This window comes from Blastococcus sp. HT6-30 (genome assembly GCF_039729015.1).
Lineage (GTDB): Bacteria > Actinomycetota > Actinomycetes > Mycobacteriales > Geodermatophilaceae > Blastococcus.
This window is the reverse complement of the sequence record NZ_CP155792.1, coordinates 1,859,174-1,881,781: the sequence shown is the minus strand read 5'-3', so window position 1 is coordinate 1,881,781 and position 22,608 is coordinate 1,859,174. Positions and strand designations below refer to the sequence as shown.

The window sequence follows — 22,608 nt, the reverse complement described above, 5'->3', positions numbered from 1 at the left end:
GGTCAGGCGCCGCCGCCGGCGGAGCCGCCGCGGCGGCGCAGATACCTCTCGAACTCGCGGGCGATCTGGTCGCCGTTGGCCTGCGAGAGGTCGACCTCCGTGGCCCGCTCCTCCAGGGACCGGACGTACTCGACGACCTCGGCGTCCTCGTTGGCCATCTCGTCGACGGTCTGCACCCACTCGTCGGCCTGCTGCGGCAGGGCGCCCAGCGGCACGGTGGTCTCCAGGACCTCCTCGACGCGCTGCAGGAGCGCGACCGTGGCACGCGGGGACGGCGGCTGGGACACGTAGTGCGGCACGGCGGCCCAGAAGCTGATCGCCGGCAGCCCCGCCTGCACGCAAGCGTCCTGGAACACCCCGAGGATGCCCGTCGGCCCCTCGTAGCGGGAGGTCTCCAGCCCGTAGGCCCGGGCCGAATCGCCGTCGTAGGCCGAGCCGGTGACCGGCGTGGGCCGGGTGTGCGGCGTGTCGGCGAGCAGGGCACCGAGGGCGACGACGATCGAGACGTCGAGCTCCTCCAGGATGTCGATCAGCTCCTCGCAGAAGCTCCGCCAGCGCATGTTGGGCTCGATGCCGCGGATGAGGACGACGTCGCGGCCCAGGCCCTCGGGGCGAGCCACCGAGATGCGGGTGGTCGGCCACTCGATGCGCCGGCTGACCCCGCCGACCAGGGAGACCGTGGGCCGGTTGACCTGGAAGTCGTAGTAGTCCTCGGGATCCAGGGCGGCCAGCGGCTTGGCGTCCCAGATCAGCTCCAGGTGCTCGACGGCCCCCGTGGCGGCGTCGCCGGCGTCGTTCCAGCCCTCGAACGCCACCACGACCACCGGGTCGGTGAGCTGGGGAAGGTCATCAGCGCTGGACTGGGGATCGATCACCCCTGTCAGCCTACGTCGGTCCGTCCGCCGGGCCCCGCTGCGCGCCAGGGTCGCGCCCGGCCACCCCGCCGTCCACCCGGTCGGGGGCGTGCGGAATGAGACCATGGGCCAGACGTTGCTGCTGTCGACGCCCCCGGTGTCCCGTCCAGGGGCGCCGCGGGTGGCCCAGCGCCCCGATCGAACCGCGAGGAAGCCCGTGCCCGTTCCCCCCTCCGTCCGTCCCGACGCCACCGCGCAGCTCACCGCTCTGCTCGAGCAGCGCATCCTGGTGCTCGACGGCGCGATGGGGACGGCGATCCAGCGGGACCGCCCGGACGAGGCCGGCTACCGCGGGGAGCGGTTCGCCGACTGGCCGAGCGACGTGCAGGGCAACAACGACCTGCTCAGCCTCACCCGGCCCGAGCTGATCGCCGGCATCCACCGCGAGTACCTCGAGGCCGGCGCCGACCTGATCGAGACGAACACCTTCAACGCCACGACCATCTCGCTGGCCGACTACGGCATGCAGGAGCTGGCCTACGAGCTCAACGTCGCCTCGGCCCGGCTGGCCCGCCGCGAGTGCGACGTGATGACCGAGCGCACGGCGGACAAGCCCCGGTTCGTCGTCGGGGCGATCGGCCCGACCAGCCGGACGGCCTCGATCTCGCCCGACGTCAACGACCCCGGCGCCCGCAACGTCACCTTCGACCAGCTCGTCGAGGCCTACCTGGAGCAGGCGAACGGCCTGGTCGACGGCGGGGCGGACGCGCTGCTGATCGAGACGATCTTCGACACGCTCAACGCCAAGGCGGCGATCTTCGCCCTGGAGACCCTGTTCGAGGACCGCGGCCGCCGCTGGCCGGTGCTCATCTCCGGCACGATCACCGACGCCTCCGGCCGCACCCTCTCCGGTCAGGTGACCGAGGCGTTCTGGTATTCGGTCCGGCACGTGAAGCCGCTGCTGGTGGGGCTGAACTGCGCCCTCGGCGCGAAGGAGATGCGGCCCTACATCGCCGAGATCTCCCGGGTCGCCGACACCTTCGTCTCCTGCTACCCGAACGCCGGCCTGCCCAACGCCTTCGGCGAGTACGACGAGTCGCCGGAGGAGACCGCGTCGATCGTCGCCGAGTTCGCCGCCAGCGGGTTCGTCAACCTGGTCGGCGGCTGCTGCGGCACCACCCCGGCGCACATCGCCGCCATCGCCCGGGCCGTCGAGGGCGGCACCCCTCGAACGCCGGCCGAGCACCGGGCCGCGCTCCGGCTGTCGGGCCTGGAGCCGCTCGTCGTCACCGAGGAGAGCCTCTTCGTCAACGTGGGCGAGCGCACCAACATCACCGGCTCCGCCCGCTTCCGGAACCTGATCAAGGCCGGGGACTACCCGGCCGCCCTCGCCGTCGCCCGCCAGCAGGTGGAGGTCGGCGCGCAGGTCATCGACGTCAACATGGACGAGGGGATGATCGACGGCGTCGAGGCGATGGACCGCTTCACCAAGCTGATCGCCGCCGAGCCCGACATCAGCCGCGTCCCCACGATGATCGACTCGTCGAAGTGGGAGGTCATCGAGGCGGGGCTCAAGTGCGTCCAGGGCAAGGCGATCGTCAACTCGATCTCGCTCAAGAACGGCGAGGAGGAGTTCGTCCGCGAGGCGCAGCTGTGCCGCAAGTACGGCGCGGCCGTCGTCGTCATGGCCTTCGACGAGGACGGGCAGGCCGACGACCTCGAGCGCCGCAAGCAGATCTGCCGCCGGGCGTACGACATCCTCACCGGGACGGTCGGCTTCCCGGCCGAGGACATCATCTTCGACCCGAACGTCTTCGCCGTCGCCACGGGCATCGAGGAGCACGCGAACTACGGCCTGGACTTCATCGAGGCCACCCGCTGGATCAAGTCCCACCTCCCGGGCGCGCTGGTGTCCGGCGGTGTCTCCAACGTCTCCTTCTCCTTCCGCGGCAACAACCGCGTCCGCGAGGCCATCCACGCGGTGTTCCTGTTCCACGCGATCGCCGCCGGCATGGACATGGGCATCGTCAACGCCGGCGCCCTCGAGGTGTACGACGAGGTGCCGGCCGAGCTGCGCGAGCGCATCGAGGACGTCGTCCTCAACCGGCGCCCCGACGCCACCGAGCGGCTGCTGGAGATCGCCGGCGACTACGCCGGCGACGGCGCGGCCCGGGAGGTCGCCACCGAGGAGTGGCGCACGCTGCCGGTGGGGGAGCGGATCACCCACGCGCTGGTGAAGGGCATCGACGCGCACGTCGAGGACGACACCGAGGAGTTGCGGGCCGAGATCGCCGCCCGCGGCGGCCGGCCCATCGAGGTCATCGAGGGCCCGCTGATGGCCGGCATGAACGTCGTCGGCGACCTGTTCGGTCAGGGGAAGATGTTCCTGCCGCAGGTGGTCAAGTCCGCCCGGGTGATGAAGAAGGCCGTCGCCTACCTCATCCCGTTCATCGAGGCGGAGAAGCAGCCCGGTGACGCCGAGCGCAGCAACGGCAAGGTCGTCATGGCCACCGTGAAGGGCGACGTCCACGACATCGGCAAGAACATCGTCGGCGTCGTGCTGCAGTGCAACAACTACGACGTCGTCGACCTCGGCGTCATGGTTCCCGCGCAGCGCATCCTCGACGCCGCCAAGGCCGAAGGCGCCGACATCATCGGCGTCTCCGGCCTCATCACGCCCTCGCTGGACGAGATGGTCAGCCTGGCCTCGGAGATGGAGCGGCAGGGCTTCGAGATCCCGCTGCTCATCGGCGGCGCCACCACGTCCCGGGCGCACACGGCGGTGAAGGTGGCGCAGCAGTACTCCGGCCCGGTCATCTGGGTGAAGGACGCCTCCCGGTCGGTCCCGGTCGTCGCCGCGCTGCTGTCCGACGAGCAGCGGCCGGCGCTGCTCGCCGAGACCGACGCCGACTACGCCGCGCTGCGGGAGCGGCACGCCGCCCGCCAGGACAGCCGCGCACTGCTGCCGATCGCCGCCGCGCGCGCCGCCGCGACGCCCGTCGAGTGGAGCGGCTACACCCCGCCGCGCCCGCGGATGCTGCTGCAGCAGGCGAAGGACGTGTGCAGCGGCCCGGGCTGCGACCACCTGCACGACCGGGCCACCCAGTTCGTCAAGACGTTCCCCGACTACCCGCTCGAGGAGCTGCGCGGCTACATCGACTGGCAGCCGTTCTTCAACGCCTGGGAGATGCGCGGCCGGTTCCCCGACATCCTGCACAACCCGGCGACCGGCGAGGCCGCGCGGCGGCTGTACGAGGACGCCCAGGTGATGCTCGACCGGATCGTCGCGGAGCGGTGGCTGCGCGCCAGCGGCGTGTTCGGGCTGTTCCCGGCCAACCAGGTCGACGGCGACGACATCGAGGTGTACACCGACGAGTCGCGCACCGCCGTCCGGACGACGCTGCACCAGCTGCGCCAGCAGACCGAGGGCCGCGACGGCTCGCCCCGCAAATCGCTGGCCGACTTCGTCGCCCCGAAGGAGACCGGGCTGCGCGACTACGTCGGGGCGTTCGCCGTGACGGCGGGCCTCGGGTCGGCCGAGCGGGTGGCGGCGTTCAAGAAGGACAACGACGACTACAGCGCGATCCTGCTGGAGGCGCTGGCCGACCGGCTTGCCGAGGCGTTCGCCGAACGGCTGCACGAGCGGGTGCGCACCGAGTTCTGGGGCTACGCGGCCGGCGAGCGCCTGGACAACGAGGCGCTGATCGCCGAGAAGTACGCCGGGATCCGCCCGGCGCCCGGCTACCCGGCGTGCCCGGAGCACACCGAGAAGCTCACCATCTGGGACCTGCTCGACGTCGAGGCGACCACCGGCATCGAGTTGACCGAGAGCATGGCGATGTGGCCGGGCGCGGCGGTCAGCGGGCTGTACTTCTCCCACCCGGAGTCGCGCTACTTCGTCCTGGGCCGGGTCGGCCGCGACCAGGTCGAGGACTACGCGCGGCGCAAGGGCTGGACGGTCGACGAGGCGGAGAAGTGGCTCTCCCCGAACCTGGGTTACCGCACCGAGGACGAATGAAGGACCCCGTCCTCCCCACCCTCCGCACGCTCAGGGCGGCAGCGGGACGGGGCCGACGGCGGGGCCCTGCACCGCGACCGTGCCAGCGCGGTGCACCGCGGTCACTCGACGACGAGCACGTCGGTGAATGACGCCGAACGGCCGCTGGTGAAGCGGTACTCACCCAGCTGCTGAGGAGCCAGGAAGGTCGTCAGCGTCCCGCCGGGCACGGCGACGTCGAACGACCCGTCGGCCGCGGTGAGCGTCACCTCCGCCTCGGTGGTTGTGCACGGTCACCCGGGAGCCGGCGGCGACCGGGCCGGCGACGTGGAAGCGCGTGCCGTCGACCAGCACGCCGACCGACAGCTCCCCGTGGTCCTGCCCGGCCATCGGGTCGGCGGCAGGACCGGCGCCGGGGCGGTGGTCCCGGAGGCCGCGTGCGCGGCGTCCACCGGCGGCGGGGACGCCGCGAGCGTGGCGCGCGATGGCGAGGAGGGCGAGCAGGCCACCGACCCACACGGTCGCGGCGACGAGCGCCGACAGCGTCAGGACCAGCAGGAGCCCGGCGGCGAGCGCCCCGGTGCTGCGGCGAGCGGCGACGGCGACGAGGCCGCCGAGAACCACCACCAGCACGGCCGCGCGACCGGCCGCGGTGTCCTCGACGAAGATCCGCAGCCCCTCCCAGGTCAGCGACGTGGGTGCGACGCCGACCAGCCGGCTGACCGTGAGCAGCGCAGCCAGTGCGGTCGCGACCGTCCAGGCCAGCGCCCAGCCCGACGCCGCCCGGCACGCCCGGCACGCCCGCCGCGACTCCGCGGGCGATCCGGCCCGGCCGGGCAGCAGGACGGCGGTGGCGAGCAGCGTGTCCACCGTGCCGACGGCCGCGATCCGGCCGGCGAGCGTGACGAGGGGCAGCCCCACTCGACGGCCCGGCCGGCGCCCGGCAGCCCGGACGCGGCGGAGCCGGGGCTCCCGCTCCCGACGACCAGCGCGGCGACGAGGACGGCGACCAGGCCCACGCCCGTGAGAGCGAGAGCACGCGACGGCACCCGGCGGCCCCGCGGCGGCCGGTCCTCGACGGTGGCCGGACGGGCGCGGGCCAGCGGAACGGCGCGGCTCACGCGCGCCTGCGGCCACCAGGGCGAGCAGCAGCGTGGCTGCCCGCTGCCGGTGGACCCGGCCGCAGGGCGGGCGTCGCGAAGCAGTCACGCCTGTCCTTCGTGCACCGCCGGGTTTCCGGTTGTCCCGGGCGGCGACAGCGTCGGCGACCACGCGGTCGCGGTCAACCACCAACCGGGCGGTCGGCATTCCCCCAGAACGGGGTGAACCGATCCGGCCGCGGCCGCCGAAAGCAGGACGGACAGCGCGGCGGCAGGGACCTCCTGCCGGGCAGCGCGCGCTGCTCCAGGCCACCATTCCGACCACGAGGAGCACACCCTGCGCAAGGCACTCGCACTCCCGACCGTCGCGCTCGCCGCCGCGGCCTTCCCGCTGCTGTCCACGTCCGCCGCCTCGGCGCACGAGGGCCCGCAGAGCTACCAGGCCGACCTCGGCGCCCTCAACCGGTTCGGGGTCCAGGGCACGGGCATGGTGACGCTGGGATCCGCCCGGCCTGAGATCCGCGCCACGTCGCCCGGTGCGGGGGAAAGGACGGTGGCGTCGTCCTTAAACTCGGGAGCGTGTCGGTGGCTCCGGTGGGTGGACGGGGGGCCACGGCCCCCTCGGTCGGCGACGGCGTCCGGGCGGTGCTGTTCGACATGGACGGCACGCTCGTGGAGACCGAGGAGTACTGGGGCGAGGCGATGTTCGAGCTCGCCGCCTCGCTCGGCGGGCAGATGTCGCCGGAGGCACGTGCTGCGACGGTGGGCACCAGCATGCGGCGCGCCATGCAGGTGCTCCACGCCGATCTCGGGGTGCACCGGACCGAGGCGCAGCTGCTCGCCGATGCCGGCTGGATCGAGGACCGGGTGGCGGTGCTCATGTCCGGGGGCGGCATCCCGTGGCGTCCCGGGGCTCGCGAGCTGCTGGCCGCCGTCCGCGAGGCCGGCCCGGCCACCGCCCTCGTGACGACCACCCCCCGCCGGCTCGCCGCGCTCGTCCTGGCCAGCATCACCGCCGACCTGGGCGCGGATCCGTTCGATGTGACCGTCTGCGGCGACGAGGTGCCGGCCCGCAAGCCCGATCCGGCGCCCTACCTGCAGGCCGCGGCGGCACTGGGCGTCGATCCCGCCGGCTGCGTGGTGATCGAGGACTCCCTGGTCGGCGTGACCGCGGGGCTGGCCGCCGGGATGGCGGTGCTCGGCGTGCCCGCGCTGCAGCCGGTGCCGCCGACCCCCGGGCTCACCCTGCGGGGCACGCTGGTGGGCGTCGGGCCGGCCGAGCTCGACGAGGTGCTCGCGGCCGGACCGGCCAGGGCGGTCCCCGGCCGCTGAGCGTCCCGCCTGACCGGGCGACCCGACGCCCCCGCCGCCCGACCCTCGTGCGCTCACCGACGTGCGCATCACCGTCAGCGGCTGCCGTGGGTCAGACGGGGGCGACCGGCAGGGTGGTGCGCCAGCCCGCGGCCGCGGCCGCCTCGGCGGGGAACGGCGGGGGAGTGCCGCCCCAGGACGGGCACAGCGCCTGGTGGTCGCACCAGCCGCACAGGCGGGACTTGTTCGGCCGGAACTCACCGGTGGCGACGGCCCGCTCGATGGCCGACCAGATGGCCAGCAGCGTCCGCTCGAAGCGGACCAGCTCGGCCTCCTCCGGGGCGTAGGTCAGCGCGTCGCCGTCACCCAGGTAGAGCAGCTTGAGCTGGGCGGCGACCACGCCGCGGGTGCGCCAGAGGACCAGCGCGTAGAACTTCATCTGGAAGAGCGCCTTGGACTCGAAGGCCTCGCGGGGCATCGAGCCGGTCTTGTAGTCGACCACCCGCAGTGCACCGTTCGGGGCGACGTCGAGCCGGTCGACGTAACCGCGCAGCAGCAGCCCGTCGGGGAGCGTCACCTCCACCAGCTGCTCGCGCCCGTCGGGCTGGATCCGGCGAGGGTCCTCCAGCGTGAAGTAGCGCTCGACGAGCTTTCCGGCCGACGCCAGCCACACCGCGACGGACTCGGGGGCGTTCGCGTCGGTCTCGCCGCCGTCGGCCTGCGCGGTCTCGAACAGCTCGGCGATGCCGGGCTCCTCCCGCAGCTCCGCCCAGGCCGGCTCCAGCAGCTCCAGCGCCTCCTCGGGGGTGCGCCGGGCCGGCGGCAGGTCGTAGAGCCGCTCGAGCACCGAGTGGACGAGGGTGCCACGGACCGCGGCGAGGCTCTTGCGCTCGGGCAGCCGGTCGATGGTGCGGAAGCGGTACAGCAGCGGGCACGTCTTGAAGTCGGCCGCGCGGCTGGGCGACAACGAGGGGCGGCGGGGGGCCGGGGCGTCCTCGGTGGGCGGGACGGCCGCCGGAGCGGAGCCGTCGGCCTGCGGTTCGGTGTGCACCATCGCCGTCATGCCCCCGAGGCTAGGTCGCCCCTCCGACAGTTCCGAGTGCCCGCGCCGCGTCGGCGTCCCGGGTCACATCCACGCCGTCCGTACGCTGATCGCCCGTGACCAGTGAGCAGGAGCCGGGGACCGACGTCGTCGACGAGGCGCAGCCCGCGTCCGGGGAGACGCCCGCGCAGGCGCCGACGGACGCGCCGGCCGAGGTGCCGGCCCAGCGGGCCGAGCCGGTCGAGGGCGCCTTCGTGGCCGGCGACCGGGTGCAGCTGACCGACCCCAAGGGCCGCCTGCACACCGTCGTCCTCACGCCGGGCAAGCAGTTCCACACCCACCGCGGGGCGATCGAGCACGACGATCTCATCGGCGCCCCCGAGGGCTCGGTCGTCCACTCGACGGCCAACACCGGCTACCTGGCGCTGCGACCGCTGCTGTCCGACTACGTGCTCTCCATGCCCCGCGGCGCGCAGGTCATCTACCCCAAGGACGCCGCGCAGATCGTCGGTTTCGGCGACGTCGGCCCGGGCATGCGGGTCCTGGAGGCCGGGGCCGGTTCGGGCGCGCTGAGCTGCTCGCTGCTGCGCGCGGTCGGCGCCGAGGGCTCCCTGACCAGCTACGAGCGGCGCGAGGACTTCCTCGACGTCGCCCGCGGCAACGTCGGGGCGTTCTTCGGCGAGGTGCCGGCCAACTGGACCCTCCGGCTGGGCGACCTCGCCGACCACCCCGCCGAGGAGGTCGTCGACCGCGTCGTCCTCGACATGCTCGAGCCCTGGGCGGTGCTGCCCACCGTCGCCGCCGCGCTGCGGCCGGGCGGGGTGCTGGTCGGCTACGTCGCGACGGTCACCCAGCTGTCCACCTACGTGGAGGCGCTGCGCGCGCAGGGCGTCTGGACCGAGCCCTACGCCTGGGAGACGCTGATGCGGCCGTGGCACGCGGTGGGCCTGGCGGTGCGGCCGGAGCACCGGATGGTGGCGCACACCGCCTTCCTGGTGACCGCCCGCCGTCTCGCCGAGGGCACCGTCGCCCCGATCCGGCAGCGCCGCGCGCAGAAGCACTGAAAGCGGCCCCTGGCCCCCTTCCCGCTCGCCGGCTCGCGGCGAGCCTCGGGACGGAGCCGTGGGCGCGGTTCGCGACCTCCTAGCACCGCGTCGCGACCTCAGCGAGCCCACGGCGAAGTATCGCCGCGCGTGTATAGATTTGCGTCCTGGCTCCCCCGACAGTGCGGAGGTGCGTGATGGGCCTGGGTCCTGACGAACTGCGCGCGCGGCGCGAACGCGACGTGACGGCGCTGCTCAGCCAGATCTCCTACCTCGAGGAGGAGATCGGCCTGCTCCGCCGCAAGGTGGCCGACAGCCCGCGCCAGGTGCGCGCGCTGGAGGAGCGGATCGCGGAGGCGGAAGGCCGGGCGGCCTTCCTCTCCGAGCGCAACGACAAGCTGGCCGGCACGCTGCGGGACGCCCGCGAGCAGCTGGTCGCGCTCAAGGAGGAGGTGGACCGGCTCGGGCAGCCGCCGTCGGGCTACGGCGTCTTCCTTACCGGGTACGACGACGGCACCGTCGACGTCTTCACCGGTGGCCGGAAGCTGCGGGTGTCGGTGTCGCCGAACGTCCCGGTGGACGAGCTGCGGGCCGGCCAGGAGGTCATGCTCAACGAGGCGATGAACGTCGTCGAGGCGCGGGAGTTCGAGCGCCAGGGTGACGTCGTCATGCTCAAGGAGCTGCTGGAGCCGGTCGACGGCGTCACGCAGCGTGCGCTGGTCATCGGACACACCGACGAGGAGCGCGTGGTCTACCTCGCCGACTCGCTGACCGGTCAGCCGCTGCGCGTGGGCGACTCGCTGCTGCTGGAGACGCGCTCGGGCTACGTCTACGAGCGCATCCCCAAGAGCGAGGTCGAGGAGCTGGTCCTCGAAGAGGTCCCCGACATCGACTACGCCGACATCGGCGGGCTCTCCCGGCAGATCGAGCAGATCCGCGACGCCGTCGAGCTGCCGTTCCTGCACGCCGACCTGTTCCGCGAGTACCAGCTGCGGCCGCCGAAGGGCATCCTGCTGTACGGCCCGCCCGGCTGCGGCAAGACGCTGATCGCCAAGGCGGTGGCGAACTCGCTGGCGAAGAAGGTCGCCGCCGTCCGCGGCGAGGGCGTGAACCAGGCGAAGTCGTACTTCCTGAACATCAAGGGCCCGGAGCTGCTCAACAAGTACGTCGGGGAGACCGAGCGGCACATCCGCCTGGTCTTCCAGCGGGCCCGCGAGAAGGCCAGCGAGGGCACGCCGGTCATCGTGTTCTTCGACGAGATGGACTCGATCTTCCGCACCCGCGGTTCGGGGGTCTCCTCCGACGTCGAGTCGACGATCGTCCCTCAGCTGCTCAGCGAGATCGACGGCGTCGAGGGGCTGGAGAACGTCATCGTCATCGGCGCCTCCAACCGCGAGGACATGATCGACCCGGCGATCCTCCGGCCCGGCCGGCTGGACGTGAAGATCAAGATCGAGCGCCCCGACGCCGAGGCGGCCCGCGACATCTTCAGCAAGTACCTGGTGCCGGAGCTGCCGCTGCACCCCGACGACCTCGCCGAGCACGGTGGCAACCGCGACTCGACGATCGCCGGGATGATCCAGCGCACCGTCGAGCGGATGTACACCGAGAGCGAGGAGAACCGCTTCCTCGAGGTCACCTACGCCAACGGTGACAAGGAGGTCCTGTACTTCAAGGACTTCAACTCCGGGGCCATGCTGCAGAACATCGTCGACCGCGCGAAGAAGATGGCGATCAAGGAGCGGCTGGAGACCGGCACCGGAGGGCTCCGGGTCGGGCACCTGATGCAGGCCTGCCTCGACGAGTTCAAGGAGAACGAGGACCTGCCGAACACGACCAACCCCGACGACTGGGCGCGGATCTCGGGCAAGAAGGGCGAGCGGATCGTCTACATCCGCACGCTGATCAGCGGCAAGGGCAACGAGACCGGCCGGGCCATCGACACGGCCACGAACACCGGCCAGTACCTGTAGCCAGGGCCCGTCCGCCCGGGGCGGGTCTGGAAGGACAGCGAACGGCCCGGTCCACCCCACGGGGTGGGCCGGGCCGATCCCTGTGCCGGGGCGGTCAGGCCACGTCGAGCACCTGACCGGGGAAGATCAACGCGGGGTCCGCGCCGATGACGTCCCGGTTGTTCTCGTACAGCGACCGCCACTGCAGCCCGTTGTCCGCGGCGATCGCCGACAGCGTGTCGCCGGCGCGCACCGTGTACGGCGCGGCGGGGTCTGCCGGAGCGGGCGCTGGGGCCTCCGCTGCCGGCGCCGGCGCGGGCGCGGGCGCCGCGGCGCTGCCCGCCTTGTCCGCCTCGCCCAGACCCAGCTTCGCCGAGCAGGCCGGCCAGGCGCCCCAGCCCTGGACCGCCAGGGTCTTCTCGGCGATCGCGATCTGCTGCTCACGGGTGGCCAGGTCGGCGCGCTCGGCGTACTCGGTGCCGCCGAAGCCCGCCCAGGTGGACGGCGAGAACTGGAGGCCGCCGTAGTAGCCGTTCCCGGTGTTGATCGCCCAGTCGCCGCTGCTCTCGCACTGCGCGAGGCGGTCCCAGGTGGCGCCGTCGGCAGCCGCGGCGGTGCCGGTTCCCAGGAACGGGGCCAGGAGCACGGCGCCGGTGGCGGCGATGCCGGCGGTGCGACGCCGGAGGGAGCGGGTGGACAGGCGTGAGGTGGTGCTCGGGTTCGTCATGATCCTCTCGAACGGCGGGCGCCGACGTGCCCGCCGTCGCGACGGCAGCACGCTCCGCCCACGGAGCCGGAGAGATGGAGGACCGTGCCGCTGGGCGGAGAGGACGCGCGGCACGTCCGGTGACTGCACGGGGAGCGGCTCGACGGCCGTTGCATCCCGCGCGCGTTCCCGACCGCTCTGCTGCGGCCGGGGCTCCACCGAGGTTACGGATTCGTCTCGATGCCTGCCACCGCACCGGTCCGGTGGCGACCCGGAGCCTCCGGACCGGTGCGGCCTAGGGTTGGGCCATGAGTGTGCGGCGGGTCATGGGGACCGAGGTGGAGTACGGGATCTCCGTGCCGGGGCAGCCGGGGGCGAACCCGACCACGCTGAGCAGCCAGGTGGTCAACGCGTGGGCCGTCGCCGAGGCGCCGACCCCGCGCCGGCCGCGCTGGGACTTCGAGGAGGAGTCGCCGCTGCGCGACGCCCGCGGCTTCGACCTCACGCCGGCGCAGGCCCTCGACCACAACGACCTGGACGAGGACTCCGGGATGGCCAACGTCATCCTGACCAACGGCGCCCGGCTCTACGTCGACCACGCGCACCCCGAGTACTCGACCCCGGAGGTCACGACCCCGCGCGACATCGTGCTGTGGGACAAGGCGGGGGAGCGGGTGATGGCCGAGGCGGCCCGTCGCGCGGCGCGCGTCCCCGGCACGCAGCCCATCCAGCTCTACAAGAACAACACCGACGGCAAGGGCGCCTCCTACGGCTCCCACGAGAACTACCTGATGGACCGGCGTACCCCGTTCATCGACATCATCCGTGGGCTGGTGCCGTTCTTCGTGACCCGCCAGGTGTTCGCCGGCTCGGGCCGGGTCGGCATCGGCACCGAGAGCCGCAAGGAGGGCTTCCAGCTGTCGCAGCGGGCCGACTTCTTCGAGGTCGAGGTGGGCCTGGAGACGACGCTCAAGCGGCCGATCATCAACACACGCGACGAGCCGCACGCCAACCCCGACGAGTACCGCCGGCTGCACGTGATCATCGGAGACGCCAACCTCGCCGAGCTCGCGACGTACCTCAAGGTCGGGACGACGTCGCTGGTGCTGGCGATGATCGAGGCGCGGGCGCTCCCGCACGACCTGGCCCTCGAGGAGCCGGTGCAGGAGCTGCAGGCGATCAGCCACGACCCGACGCTCAGCCACCGGGTGCTCCTGCGCGACGGCCGTCGCATGACCGCCGTCGAGGTCCAGCGCTGCTACCTCGAGCAGGCCGTGCGGTTCGTCGAGAACGGAGGAGAGGCCGACGAGCAGACCGCCGACGTGCTGCGTCGTTGGGCCGAGGTGCTCGACGACCTGGAGGCCGACCCCATGCGCCTGGCCGACCGGCTGGACTGGCCGGCCAAGCTGCGGCTGCTGGAGGGCTACCGCGCCCGCGACGGCCTGGGCTGGGGTGACTCCCGGCTGCGCCTGGTCGACCTGCAGTACTCCGACGTGCGGACCGACAAGGGGCTGTACCACCGGCTGGTGGCCCGGGGCGCCATGCAGCGGCTGCTGACCGACGAGGAGGTCGCCCGCGCGATGGTGCACCCGCCCGGCGACACGCGGGCGTTCTTCCGCGGCGAGTGCCTGCGCCGCTTCCCCGCCCAGGTCGCCGCGGCGTCCTGGGACTCGGTGGTGTTCGACCTGGGGCGGGAGAACCTGGTCCGGATCCCGACCATGGAGCCGCTGCGGGGCACCCGCGAGCACGTGGGCGCTCTGTTCGAGGCCTCGGCGACGGCGCAGGAGCTGGTGGACACCATCACCGGCGGCTGAGTCGCCGGGGACCGGGTGGTCAGTTGCCGCCGTCGCCCGAGGTGCCGTCGAGTGCTCTGGAGAGGTTCGACCGCTCCGCGGCGTCGCCTGCCCAGCCGGTCCGCGTGTCCAGGCCCAGGCCGTACTGACCGGAGCGGGCCGAGTCGACGACGACGTCACCGAGGTCCTCGCGGAGCTGGCCGGGTTCCTGCCCCGACAGCTGCCCGAGGTCGTCGCGCAGGTCCTCCGGGACCGAGGACGGGAACCCCTCGAGCTGCTGGGTCCACTGCTCGACCTCTCCGCCGTACTCGCCGTCCAGGCCGGACCGCAGGACGTCCTGCAGCCTCTCGGCCCGCTGATCGGCGGGGACGTCGTGCAGCTCCCGCAGATCCTGCTGGAGGCCGTCGGGAAGCCAGTCGTCCCTCTCGGCCGGCTGCCGGGCGTCCGCCACGGCCTCTGAACGGTCGTCGGACCGAGGAGGTGACGGTCCGCACCCTCGGTGTTCCCGCCCGGAGCTACGGCCGACAGCCCGGAGCCCTGACGGTTCCATGACGGTGCCGCGACATGCCTCCTGTCGGCCGGTCGCCTGTGCCGGGCAGGGCGGAGTCGCTCTCGGGGCGTCCGGATGTCGGTGTGTGCGGGTAGCTTTCTGCGCAGCAGCAGTTCTCAGGAGCGGAGGGCGAGCGATGGCCACCAGGGACACCGGCGGGCAGCAGAAGGCGACGCGGTCGCGCGAGGAGACAGACGAGGTCGAGGCCTCGGTCGACACCGAGGTCGCCGAGCGGCACAAGGAGATGACCGAGGACGTCGACTCGCTCCTGGACGAGATCGACGACGTCCTCGAGGAGAACGCCGAGGAGTTCGTGCGTGCCTATGTACAAAAAGGCGGGGAGTGAACAAGATCATCGCCTGCGCATCCCGACTCCATGGACACGAAGTTCTGCCGTGACTGCGGCCGCCACCTGCCGATAGCCCAGTTCAGCCGGAACCGTCGCGCACGCGACGGGTTGGCGTTCTACTGCCGCCAGCATCTGGCGGAGCGGTCCTCGCGGAGTCGAGAGGCGCGGCGGGTCGAGGCACGCCGGTACCGCGTCCCTCCGGCTGGCCTCTTCGTGCCGGACGGATCGAAGTGGTGCCCGGACTGCGGCAATGTCCAGCCGGTCGCCGGGTTCCCACGCTCACGCGCGGCCGCGTCGGGCTACGGCACCTACTGCCTGCCCTGCCACAACGAACGAGGCAAGGCGTCCCGGGCCAAGGTCGGGGGCTCCCGCACGTACCACCTGGCGCGCCGGTACGGGATCACCGCGGCCGAGGCCGACGTCATGCTCGCCGCGCAGGGCGGGGTCTGCGCCGTCTGCCGGACGAACCCCGCCGAGCACGTGGACCACGACCACCAGACCGGCGCGGTTCGTGCGCTCCTCTGCTTCAACTGCAACGGCGGTCTCGGGCAGTTCAGGGACGACCCCGACCTGCTGCACATGGCCGCCTTCTACGTGCAGCACCACCGTGAGCAGCAGGCGCTGGCGCTCCTCCAGGCCGTGGGCAGCGCGGACCCGGACGGGCCAGCCGACGTCACCGGCCGCCGGTAGGGTCGCAGCGAGGTCCGGGAAGGCGCGCGAGCACCACGCGCGGCGTCCCGGTGGAGCAGCGGTCACGCCGGCAGACGCAGGCGGGAGAGGTGGATGGGTGAGCGAGTCGTCGGCTGGCCGGAGCGGGTTCCCGCCCGCCTACCTGGACCGGGTGGGCTCCTCGTTCACCGACTTCCTGTCGACGGCCGCGCCGGAGCTCCTGCCCGGCCGCCGGCCCGTTCCACAGCTGCCCGTGGGTGACATCGCGCCGCACGGCACCACGATCGTCGCGGCGACCTACGACGGCGGCGTCCTCATGGGCGGCGACCGCCGGGCCACGATGGGCAACCTGATCTCCAGCCGCGACATCGAGAAGGTCTACCCGGCCGACTCCTACAGCGTCATCGGCGTCGCCGGCGCCGCGGGCATCGCGATCGAGATGGTGAAGCTCTACCAGGTCGAGCTCGAGCACTACGAGAAGATCGAGGGGCTCACGATGAGCCTCGACGGCAAGGCCAACCGCCTGGCCCAGATGATCCGCGGCAACCTCGGCGCCGCGCTGCAGGGTCTCGCCGTCGTCCCGCTCTTCGCCGGCTTCGACCTCGACGCCGCGCCGGGCTCCTCCCCGGGGCGCATCTTCAGCTACGACGTCACCGGCGGGAACTACGAGGAGCGCGGGTACGCCGCCGTCGGCTCAGGATCGCTGTTCGCCAAGAACTCACTGAAGAAGACCTGGCGGTACGGCCTGCCCGCCGACGAGGCCACCCGCACCGTCGTCGAGGCCCTCTACGACGCCGCCGACGACGACTCCGCCACCGGCGGCCCCGACCCGGTCCGCCGGCTCTACCCGATCGTCTACCGGGTGGACGCCGAGGGCGCCGTCCGGCTGACCGACGCCGAGGTGGCCGCGGTCGCCGACCGCATCGTCACCGAGCGCGCGGCCGCGGACCGCCAGAACACCGAGCGGGAGGCCTGAGCCATGACCATGCCGTACTACGCCTCCGCCGAGCAGGTCATGCGTGACCGCTCGGAGTACGCCCGCAAGGGCATCTCCCGCGGCCGCAGCGTCGCCGTCCTCACCTACGCCGACGGCGTCCTGCTGATCGCCGAGAACCCCAGTTCCACGCTGCACAAGATCGGCGAGATCTACGACCGGATCGGCTTCGCCGCTGTCGGCCGCTACAGCGAGTTCGAGAGCCTCCGGGTGGCCGGGGTGCGCCTGGCCGACGTCCGCGGTTACTCCTACAACCGCCGCGACGTCACCGGCCGCGTCATCGCCAACGCCTACGCCCAGACGCTCGGCGCCATCTTCACCGAGCAGATGAAGCCCTACGAGGTCGAGCTCTGCATCGCCGAGGTCGGGGAGACCCCCGACCGCGACCAGCTCTACCGGCTCACCTTCGACGGCTCCGTCGTCGACGAGCCGCACTTCGTCGTCATGGGCGGTCAGGCCGACTCGGTGACCTCGCACCTGCGCGAGAACTTCCACCCCGGCATGGGCCTGGCCGACGCGCTGAAGGTGGGGGTCGACGCACTCTCCGCCGTCAGCCCCGCCACGGCCGGCGCCGGCAACGGCGGCCCCGCTCGTCTGGGCGCCCAGCAGCTCGAGGTCGCCGTCCTCGACCGGCGGCGGCCCAAGCGGGCGTTCCGACGCGTCGTCGGCGCCGCCCTGCACGGCCTCCTGGGCGACGGGCAGGCCGGGGAGCAGGAGCCGCAGACGCAGCACTCCGCCCACGTGCCCACCCACCCCGCACCCGGCACGCCCGCCGGCCTCGGCGACCCGGCGGCGCCGGACACCGCGGGCGGCGTTCCCGACACCGGCGAGAGCCACCCGCGGACCGACGGGGAACCGGAGGACTGAGCCCGTCGGCTGGGTAGGGGAGACGGCATGCCGAACTACGAGGTGAACCAGGACGCCGTCGCCCGGGCGCGGAAGCTGATCGACGCGGGCACCTACGACGACGAGACCGAGTGGTCCGACGCCGCGCCGTCCGCCGACGACGGCAACGCCGAGATCGACGAGCACGGCTGGGACGGCTACGCCGCCTGGCACCTCGCCGTCGACCCGGACGCGAACGTGGAGACCAAGAAGCGCTACCACTTCCCCTACGGGGACTTCGCGAAGGTCAACCGGGCGGCGCTGATCCACGGCAAGCAGCGCGCGGCGCAGAACGGACACGACGAGATCGAGCAGGCGTTCGACGACCTGCTGCAGCGGCTCGACGCGAAGCGGTAGCGAACCCGCGGGTCCGGCGATGGGCCTGTGTCGCTCCCGGCGCCTAGTCTCGAAGCGTGGACCGACGGATCTTCGGGATAGAGACCGAGTACGGCGTCACGTGCACCTTCAAGGGCCAGCGTCGGCTCTCGCCGGACGAGGTGGCGCGGTACCTGTTCCGGCGCGTGGTGTCGTGGGGGCGCAGCTCCAACGTGTTCCTGCGCAACGGCTCCCGGCTCTACCTCGACGTCGGCAGCCACCCCGAGTACGCCACGGCCGAGTGCGACGACCTCTCCGAGCTGGTCGTCCACGACAAGGCCGGCGAGCGGATCCTCGAGGGGCTGCTGGTCGACGCCGAGCAGCGCCTGGCCGAGGAGGGCGTCACCGGCGACATCTACCTGTTCAAGAACAACACCGACTCGGCCGGCAACAGCTACGGCTGCCACGAGAACTACCTCGTCGGCCGGCACGGCGAGTTCGGGCGGCTGGCCGACGTCCTGATCCCGTTCCTGGTGAGCCGGCAGGTCGTCGTCGGCGCCGGCAAGGTGCTGCAGACGCCGCGCGGCGCGATCTACTGCGTCAGCCAGCGCGCCGAGCACATCTGGGAGGGCGTCTCCAGCGCCACCACCCGGTCCCGCCCGATCATCAACACCCGCGACGAGCCGCACGCCGACGCCGAGCGCTACCGCCGGCTGCACGTCATCGTCGGCGACTCGAACATGAGCGAGACGACGACGCTGCTCAAGGTCACCATGACCGACCTCGTGCTGCGCATGATCGAGGCGGGGGTGCCCATCCGGGACATGACGCTGGAGAACCCGATCCGGGCGATCCGGGAGATCAGCCACGACATGACCGGCCGCCGCAAGGTGCGGCTGGCCGGCGGCCGCGAGATGTCGGCGCTGGAGATCCAGTCCGAGTACCACAGCCGGGCCACCGAGTTCGTCGACCGCGAGGGCTGCAGCCCCGTGCACCGGCAGATGCTGGAGCTGTGGGGGCGGGTGCTCAAGGCCGTCGACAGCGAGGACCTCAGCCTCATCGACCGGGAGATCGACTGGGCCATCAAGTACAGCTTGATCGAGCGGTACCGGGCCAAGCGCGACCTGCCGCTGTCCTCCCCGCGGGTCGCGCAGATGGACCTCGCCTACCACGACATCAGCCGCACCCGCGGCCTCTACTACCTGCTCGAGCGCAACGGTCAGGTCGACCGCGTCGTCCACGAGCCCCGGGTGTTCGAAGCGAAGAACGTGCCGCCGCAGACGACCCGCGCCAAGCTGCGCGGCGAGTTCATCCGCAAGGCCCAGGAGAAGCGCCGGGACTTCACCGTCGACTGGGTGCACCTCAAGCTCAACGACCAGGCCCAGCGCACCGTGCTGTGCAAGGACCCGTTCAAGTCCGTCGACGAGCGCGTCGAGAAGCTCATCGCCTCCATGTGAGCTGCAGTCCTCGGGCCTGCACCGCGGCCCGGTGCCGTGCCCGACGGCGTCGAGCCGCTGGGTCGTGCCTGCGCGGACCCCTGCGGGCCGGTTCCCGCACGGCCTCAGGTGGTGGCGTCCGCCCCCGCTCGGTCGGTGCCCTCGGTGGGCCCCTCCTGGGCCAGGGCGGCCTCCGGCAGGGGTACCTGCAGGGCGGCGTAGCGGCCGGCCGCGGCGGCGGCGAGGAAGTAGGCGCGCTCCTCGGGGTAGCCGCGGCCCATCGTGCGCAGCGGCACGGGGGAGAGCCCCAGAGCGGCGTCGAGCCCGTCGGTGTCCACCCACACCACGACGTTGCGCTCGGGCTGCCCGGCGAGGTCCTCGTCCACCTGGCCGCCCAGCTCCGACGTCAGCCCCCGCGGCGCGACCAGGGTCACTCCGCCGAGGGCCACCCGCCCGAACGCGGTCAGCGAGTGGTGGGAGACCCCGCGGTGCCGGGGACGCGGGTCTGCGTCGGAGATCCGCAGCGCACCCACGGGCAGGCCGCCCAGCACGCTCACCGCGTTGCACGCCTCGCCGGCGGCGACGCCGGAGAAGCCCCACGGCGTTCCGGTGCCCAGGTTGCCCGGCCCCTGGCTGACGATCGCCAGGTCCGCGCCGAGCACGTGCTTGGCCGCCAGCAGCCCGGTGTGCAGGGTGACCGCCTCCAGGTCACCGCCGAAGGCCTGACCCACGGTGACCACCCCCGCCAACGAGGTCTTCAGCGCGTCGAGCGTCCGGGAGAAGGCGGCGGGCAGCGCGCCGCCGTCGGTCATCACGTAGGCGACCTTCAGGTCCGGGTCGGTCGCGAGCATCCCGATGAGGACGGCCGGCAGGGCCGAGTGCAGGTCCGCGACCACCACCGGCATCCCGGCGAGGTCGTCGGCCGCCGCGATCGCGGCGTGGTGCTCGGTCTCCTGCTCGTCGACGCCCTGCACCGTCACCTGCAGCGGTGTGTACCGGGCCTTGACCAGGTGGCCGGGGCCCTCCGGGTCCGGCGGCAGCCGGTCGGGGAGGGCGACGACGAGCGCGTAGCCCCCGGTCCCGAGGCCCTGGGCGAGCGCCGTGGTGTTGAGGAGCACGTCGTCGCCGACCTCGGGTGAGCCGACCAGCGACGCGTACGCGAGGGCGGGGAGCTCCCCGTCGCCGGGAACGTCGACGGTCAGCGCGAAGGTGTCCCGCCCGCTCCGTGCGCTGGCCGTCACCCGACCGCGGCGCCAACGGATGCGCGAGGGCGGAGGAGGAGTGGCGGAGAAGGGCATGGAGGAAGGCTAGCCAGCGGACCCCGGGGACGGCGCACCGGCGAGGTGGACCGGGCACCGGCTGACTAGCCTGGTCGTCATGGCGGCCAAGCGGGCGGAGCGACTGGTCAACCTGGTCATCGCGCTGCTCAGCACCCGGCAGTACGTGACCGCCGCACGGATCCGCGCGACGGTGCCCGGCTACGAGGCCGACGACGGCAGCGACCGGGCCGACGAGGCGTTCAAGCGGATGTTCGAGCGGGACAAGGCCGAGCTGCGCGAGATGGGCGTGCCGCTGGAGACCGGCCGCACCAGCGTCTTCGACACCGAGGACGGCTACCGCATCGCCCGCGCCGACTACGAGCTGCCCGAGATCCACCTGACCGGCGAGGAGGCGGCCGCGGTGGGCCTGGCACTGCGGCTCTGGGAGTCGGCGCAGCTGGCCGGCGCCGCGCAGAGCGCGCTGGTCAAGCTCAGAGCCGCCGGGGTCGACGTCGACACCTCCGGCTCGATCCCCATCCAGCCCCGCATCGACCGGGGAGAGACGGCGTTCGAGCCCTGCTACGCCGCGGCGCGCGACCGCCGCCGGCTGCAGTTCGACTACCGGCGTCCCGACGAGGACACCGCCGTCCGCCGGGACGTCCAGCCGTGGGGCGTCGTCGCCTGGCACGGGCGCTGGTACCTCGTCGGCCACGACCTGCACCGGCAGGCCCCGCGGGTGTTCCGCCTGTCCCGGGTGGTCGGCGCACCCAAGGCGGTCGGCCCGGCCGGGGCGTTCGAGCCCCCGGCCGACCTCGACCTCACCGCGGTCGTGGCCGGCCAGGTCGGGGGGGAGGAGCACCTGGTCGTCGTCCGCGCCCGGCCCGGCACCGCGGTGGGGCTGCGCCGGCACGCCACGTCGCTCGGCCCCGCCGACGACGGCGACGACCGGCTGCAGCTGCGCACCACCGAGCCGTGGGCGCTGGCCGACCAGCTGGCCGCCTACGGCGCCGACGTCGTGGTGGAGGCGCCCGCCCAGGTCCGCGAGGCGGTCATCGCCCGGCTGACCCGCCTGGCCGCGATGGGGGAGGGCGCGTGAGGACGACCGACCGGATGACCCGGCTGCTGGCCCTCGTGCCGTACCTGAGCGCCCGCCCCGACGGGGTGGCGGTCGCCGAGGTCGCCCGCGACTTCGGCGTGACCGAACGGCAGGTGCGCAGCGACCTCGAGCTGCTCTGGATGTGCGGCCTGCCCGGCTACGGTCCCGGTGACCTGATCGACGTCGCCTTCGAGGGCGACCGGGTCCGGGTCACCTTCAGCGCCGGCATGGTCCGGCCGCTGCGATTGACCACCGACGAGGCGGTCGCGCTCGTGGTGGCGCTGCGCACGCTGCTCGAGCTGCCGGGGCTCGCCGAGCGGGACGCGGTCAGCCACGCGCTGGCCAAGGTGTCGGCCGCAGCCGGTGACGCGGCCGACCGGGTCAGCCCGGTGGCGGTCAGCGTGGACGCGCGGGAGGAGAACCTGGCCGTCGTCCGCGACGCCCTCGAGCGCCGCCGCGCCCTCCACCTGCACTACTACGTGCCGACCCGTGACGAGCGCACCGAGCGCACCGTGGACCCGATGCGGCTGCTCCTGGTCGACGGCCGGTCGTACCTGGAGGCCTGGTGCCGGCGGGCCGAGGGGGTCCGGCTGTTCCGGCTCGACCGGCTCGACGACGTCGTCGTCCTCGACGAGGCGGCCGCGCCCCCGCCGCAGGCCACGGGGCGCAATCTGGACGACGGCATCTACCAGCCGGCCCCCGACGCCCCGGCGGTCCGGCTGCGGCTGGACCGCAGCGCGCGGTGGGTCGCCGAGTACTACCCCACCGAGGACGTCACCCCGGTCGAGGACCCGCCCGGCGGGCTGGCCGTCACCGTCCGCACCGGCGACCTCGCCTGGGCGCGGCGGCTGGTGGCCACCCTCGGCGGCAGGGCGGTCGTCGACGAGCCGTCCGAGATCGGCGTCCAGGTGGCCGCCGAGGCGCGGGCCGCCCTCGCCCGGTACGGCGTTCCGCCGGGCCGCGACGGCTAGGGTCGCCGCCGTGGTGTTCTGGATCGTCCTGGCCGTCGTGGTGGTGCTGGCGCTCGTCGTCCTCGGTGTGGTCGCGCACGGCACGCTGGGCGCCTTCGCCCGGCTGGGCCGGGAGCTCGAGGCGGCCGAGCGCGACGTCGCCCCGGTGCGCGCGCAGGCGCAGCAGTCCGCGGAACGGGCCGCGCAGCTGCGCGACCAGCGCACGACCGCCGGCTGAACGGCGGGCGAACACGCCGCCGCCTGCCCGGCGGCGTCGGCGCAGGCCTATGGGACGACCCTTCCCGGC

The 22,608-nt window shown here is 73.1% G+C and carries 20 protein-coding genes; 14 read left to right on the top strand and 6 right to left on the bottom strand.

Features of this window, described 5'->3' with window-relative positions:
• Window positions 1-2: 2 nt before the first annotated feature.
• On the bottom strand, window positions 3-875 hold the full coding sequence (locus ABC795_RS09050) for a PAC2 family protein (RefSeq protein WP_347056852.1): 873 nt from the start codon (window positions 873-875) through the stop codon (window positions 3-5).
• 196 nt (window positions 876-1,071) lie between these two features.
• Between ABC795_RS09050 and metH the strand changes: the two genes are divergently transcribed.
• Window positions 1,072-4,872, top strand: coding sequence for a methionine synthase (gene metH, locus ABC795_RS09045; protein ID WP_347056851.1), 3,801 nt, complete (start codon window positions 1,072-1,074; stop codon window positions 4,870-4,872).
• A 159-nt stretch (window positions 4,873-5,031) separates the two neighbouring features.
• Here the strand turns inward: metH and ABC795_RS09040 are convergent, their stop codons facing one another.
• On the bottom strand, window positions 5,032-5,772 hold the full coding sequence (locus ABC795_RS09040) for a hypothetical protein (RefSeq protein ID WP_347056850.1): 741 nt from the start codon (window positions 5,770-5,772) through the stop codon (window positions 5,032-5,034).
• 758 nt (window positions 5,773-6,530) lie between these two features.
• On the opposite strand from ABC795_RS09040, the gene ABC795_RS09035 reads away from it, so the two are divergent.
• Window positions 6,531-7,283 (top strand): HAD family phosphatase, encoded by a 753-nt coding sequence (locus tag ABC795_RS09035; protein WP_347056849.1) that lies wholly within the window; start codon window positions 6,531-6,533, stop codon window positions 7,281-7,283.
• Window positions 7,284-7,374: 91 nt separating this feature from the next.
• Here ABC795_RS09035 and ABC795_RS09030 read toward each other — a convergent pair whose 3' ends face one another.
• Window positions 7,375-8,325, bottom strand: coding sequence for a PD-(D/E)XK nuclease family protein (locus tag ABC795_RS09030; protein ID WP_347056848.1), 951 nt, complete (start codon window positions 8,323-8,325; stop codon window positions 7,375-7,377).
• Between the two features lie 194 nt (window positions 8,326-8,519).
• Here ABC795_RS09030 and ABC795_RS09025 point away from each other — a divergent pair, with 194 nt between their 5' ends.
• Window positions 8,520-9,368 carry a tRNA (adenine-N1)-methyltransferase gene (locus ABC795_RS09025; protein WP_347060702.1) on the top strand — a complete coding sequence of 283 codons (849 nt, stop codon included), beginning with the start codon at window positions 8,520-8,522 and terminating at the stop codon, window positions 9,366-9,368.
• A 176-nt stretch (window positions 9,369-9,544) separates the two neighbouring features.
• Window positions 9,545-11,320: a proteasome ATPase gene (arc, locus tag ABC795_RS09020; protein WP_347056847.1), complete on the top strand. Its 1,776-nt coding sequence runs from the start codon at window positions 9,545-9,547 to the stop codon at window positions 11,318-11,320.
• Between the two features lie 94 nt (window positions 11,321-11,414).
• On the opposite strand, the gene ABC795_RS09015 is transcribed toward arc, so the two are convergent.
• Entirely contained in the window at window positions 11,415-12,026 is a 612-nt protein-coding gene (locus ABC795_RS09015) for a transglycosylase family protein (RefSeq protein ID WP_347056846.1), read from the bottom strand.
• 287 nt (window positions 12,027-12,313) lie between these two features.
• Here ABC795_RS09015 and dop point away from each other — a divergent pair, with 287 nt between their 5' ends.
• Entirely contained in the window at window positions 12,314-13,819 is a 1,506-nt protein-coding gene (gene dop, locus ABC795_RS09010) for a depupylase/deamidase Dop (protein WP_347056845.1), read from the top strand.
• Between the two features lie 19 nt (window positions 13,820-13,838).
• Here dop and ABC795_RS09005 read toward each other — a convergent pair whose 3' ends face one another.
• Complete coding sequence (locus tag ABC795_RS09005; protein WP_347056844.1) at window positions 13,839-14,249, bottom strand: hypothetical protein; 411 nt, start codon at window positions 14,247-14,249, stop codon at window positions 13,839-13,841.
• A 235-nt stretch (window positions 14,250-14,484) separates the two neighbouring features.
• On the opposite strand from ABC795_RS09005, the gene ABC795_RS09000 reads away from it, so the two are divergent.
• The 6 genes from ABC795_RS09000 to pafA all read left to right on the top strand — a co-directional run bounded on the left by ABC795_RS09000 (window position 14,485) and on the right by pafA (window position 19,017).
• Window positions 14,485-14,694, top strand: coding sequence for a ubiquitin-like protein Pup (locus tag ABC795_RS09000; protein WP_347056843.1), 210 nt, complete (start codon window positions 14,485-14,487; stop codon window positions 14,692-14,694).
• Window positions 14,695-14,910: 216 nt separating this feature from the next.
• The gene (locus ABC795_RS08995; RefSeq protein WP_347056842.1) at window positions 14,911-15,387 is read left to right on the top strand and encodes an endonuclease VII domain-containing protein; all 477 of its coding nucleotides are present in this window, start codon (window positions 14,911-14,913) and stop codon (window positions 15,385-15,387) included.
• A gap of 97 nt (window positions 15,388-15,484) precedes the next feature.
• A complete protein-coding gene (gene prcB / locus ABC795_RS08990; protein WP_347056841.1) occupies window positions 15,485-16,342 on the top strand; it encodes a proteasome subunit beta in 858 nt (285 codons plus the stop codon).
• Window positions 16,343-16,345: 3 nt separating this feature from the next.
• Entirely contained in the window at window positions 16,346-17,227 is an 882-nt protein-coding gene (gene prcA / locus ABC795_RS08985) for a proteasome subunit alpha (RefSeq protein ID WP_347056840.1), read from the top strand.
• Between the two features lie 27 nt (window positions 17,228-17,254).
• On the top strand, window positions 17,255-17,602 hold the full coding sequence (locus tag ABC795_RS08980; RefSeq protein ID WP_347056839.1) for a hypothetical protein: 348 nt from the start codon (window positions 17,255-17,257) through the stop codon (window positions 17,600-17,602).
• 56 nt (window positions 17,603-17,658) lie between these two features.
• On the top strand, window positions 17,659-19,017 hold the full coding sequence (pafA, locus tag ABC795_RS08975) for a Pup--protein ligase (RefSeq protein WP_347056838.1): 1,359 nt from the start codon (window positions 17,659-17,661) through the stop codon (window positions 19,015-19,017).
• A 104-nt stretch (window positions 19,018-19,121) separates the two neighbouring features.
• Here pafA and ABC795_RS08970 read toward each other — a convergent pair whose 3' ends face one another.
• Complete coding sequence (locus ABC795_RS08970; RefSeq protein ID WP_347056837.1) at window positions 19,122-20,294, bottom strand: DUF3866 family protein; 1,173 nt, start codon at window positions 20,292-20,294, stop codon at window positions 19,122-19,124.
• Between the two features lie 79 nt (window positions 20,295-20,373).
• Between ABC795_RS08970 and ABC795_RS08965 the strand changes: the two genes are divergently transcribed.
• From ABC795_RS08965 to ABC795_RS08955, 3 genes are read left to right on the top strand one after another with little or no spacing between them, the layout of a single operon-like run.
• Window positions 20,374-21,351 carry a WYL domain-containing protein gene (locus tag ABC795_RS08965; protein WP_347056836.1) on the top strand — a complete coding sequence of 326 codons (978 nt, stop codon included), beginning with the start codon at window positions 20,374-20,376 and terminating at the stop codon, window positions 21,349-21,351.
• The gene (locus tag ABC795_RS08960; protein WP_347056835.1) at window positions 21,348-22,322 is read left to right on the top strand and encodes a WYL domain-containing protein; all 975 of its coding nucleotides are present in this window, start codon (window positions 21,348-21,350) and stop codon (window positions 22,320-22,322) included. Before ABC795_RS08965 ends, ABC795_RS08960 begins: the two co-directional genes overlap by 4 nt.
• A gap of 10 nt (window positions 22,323-22,332) precedes the next feature.
• Entirely contained in the window at window positions 22,333-22,539 is a 207-nt protein-coding gene (locus tag ABC795_RS08955; protein ID WP_347056834.1) for a hypothetical protein, read from the top strand.
• Window positions 22,540-22,608 lie beyond the last annotated feature (69 nt).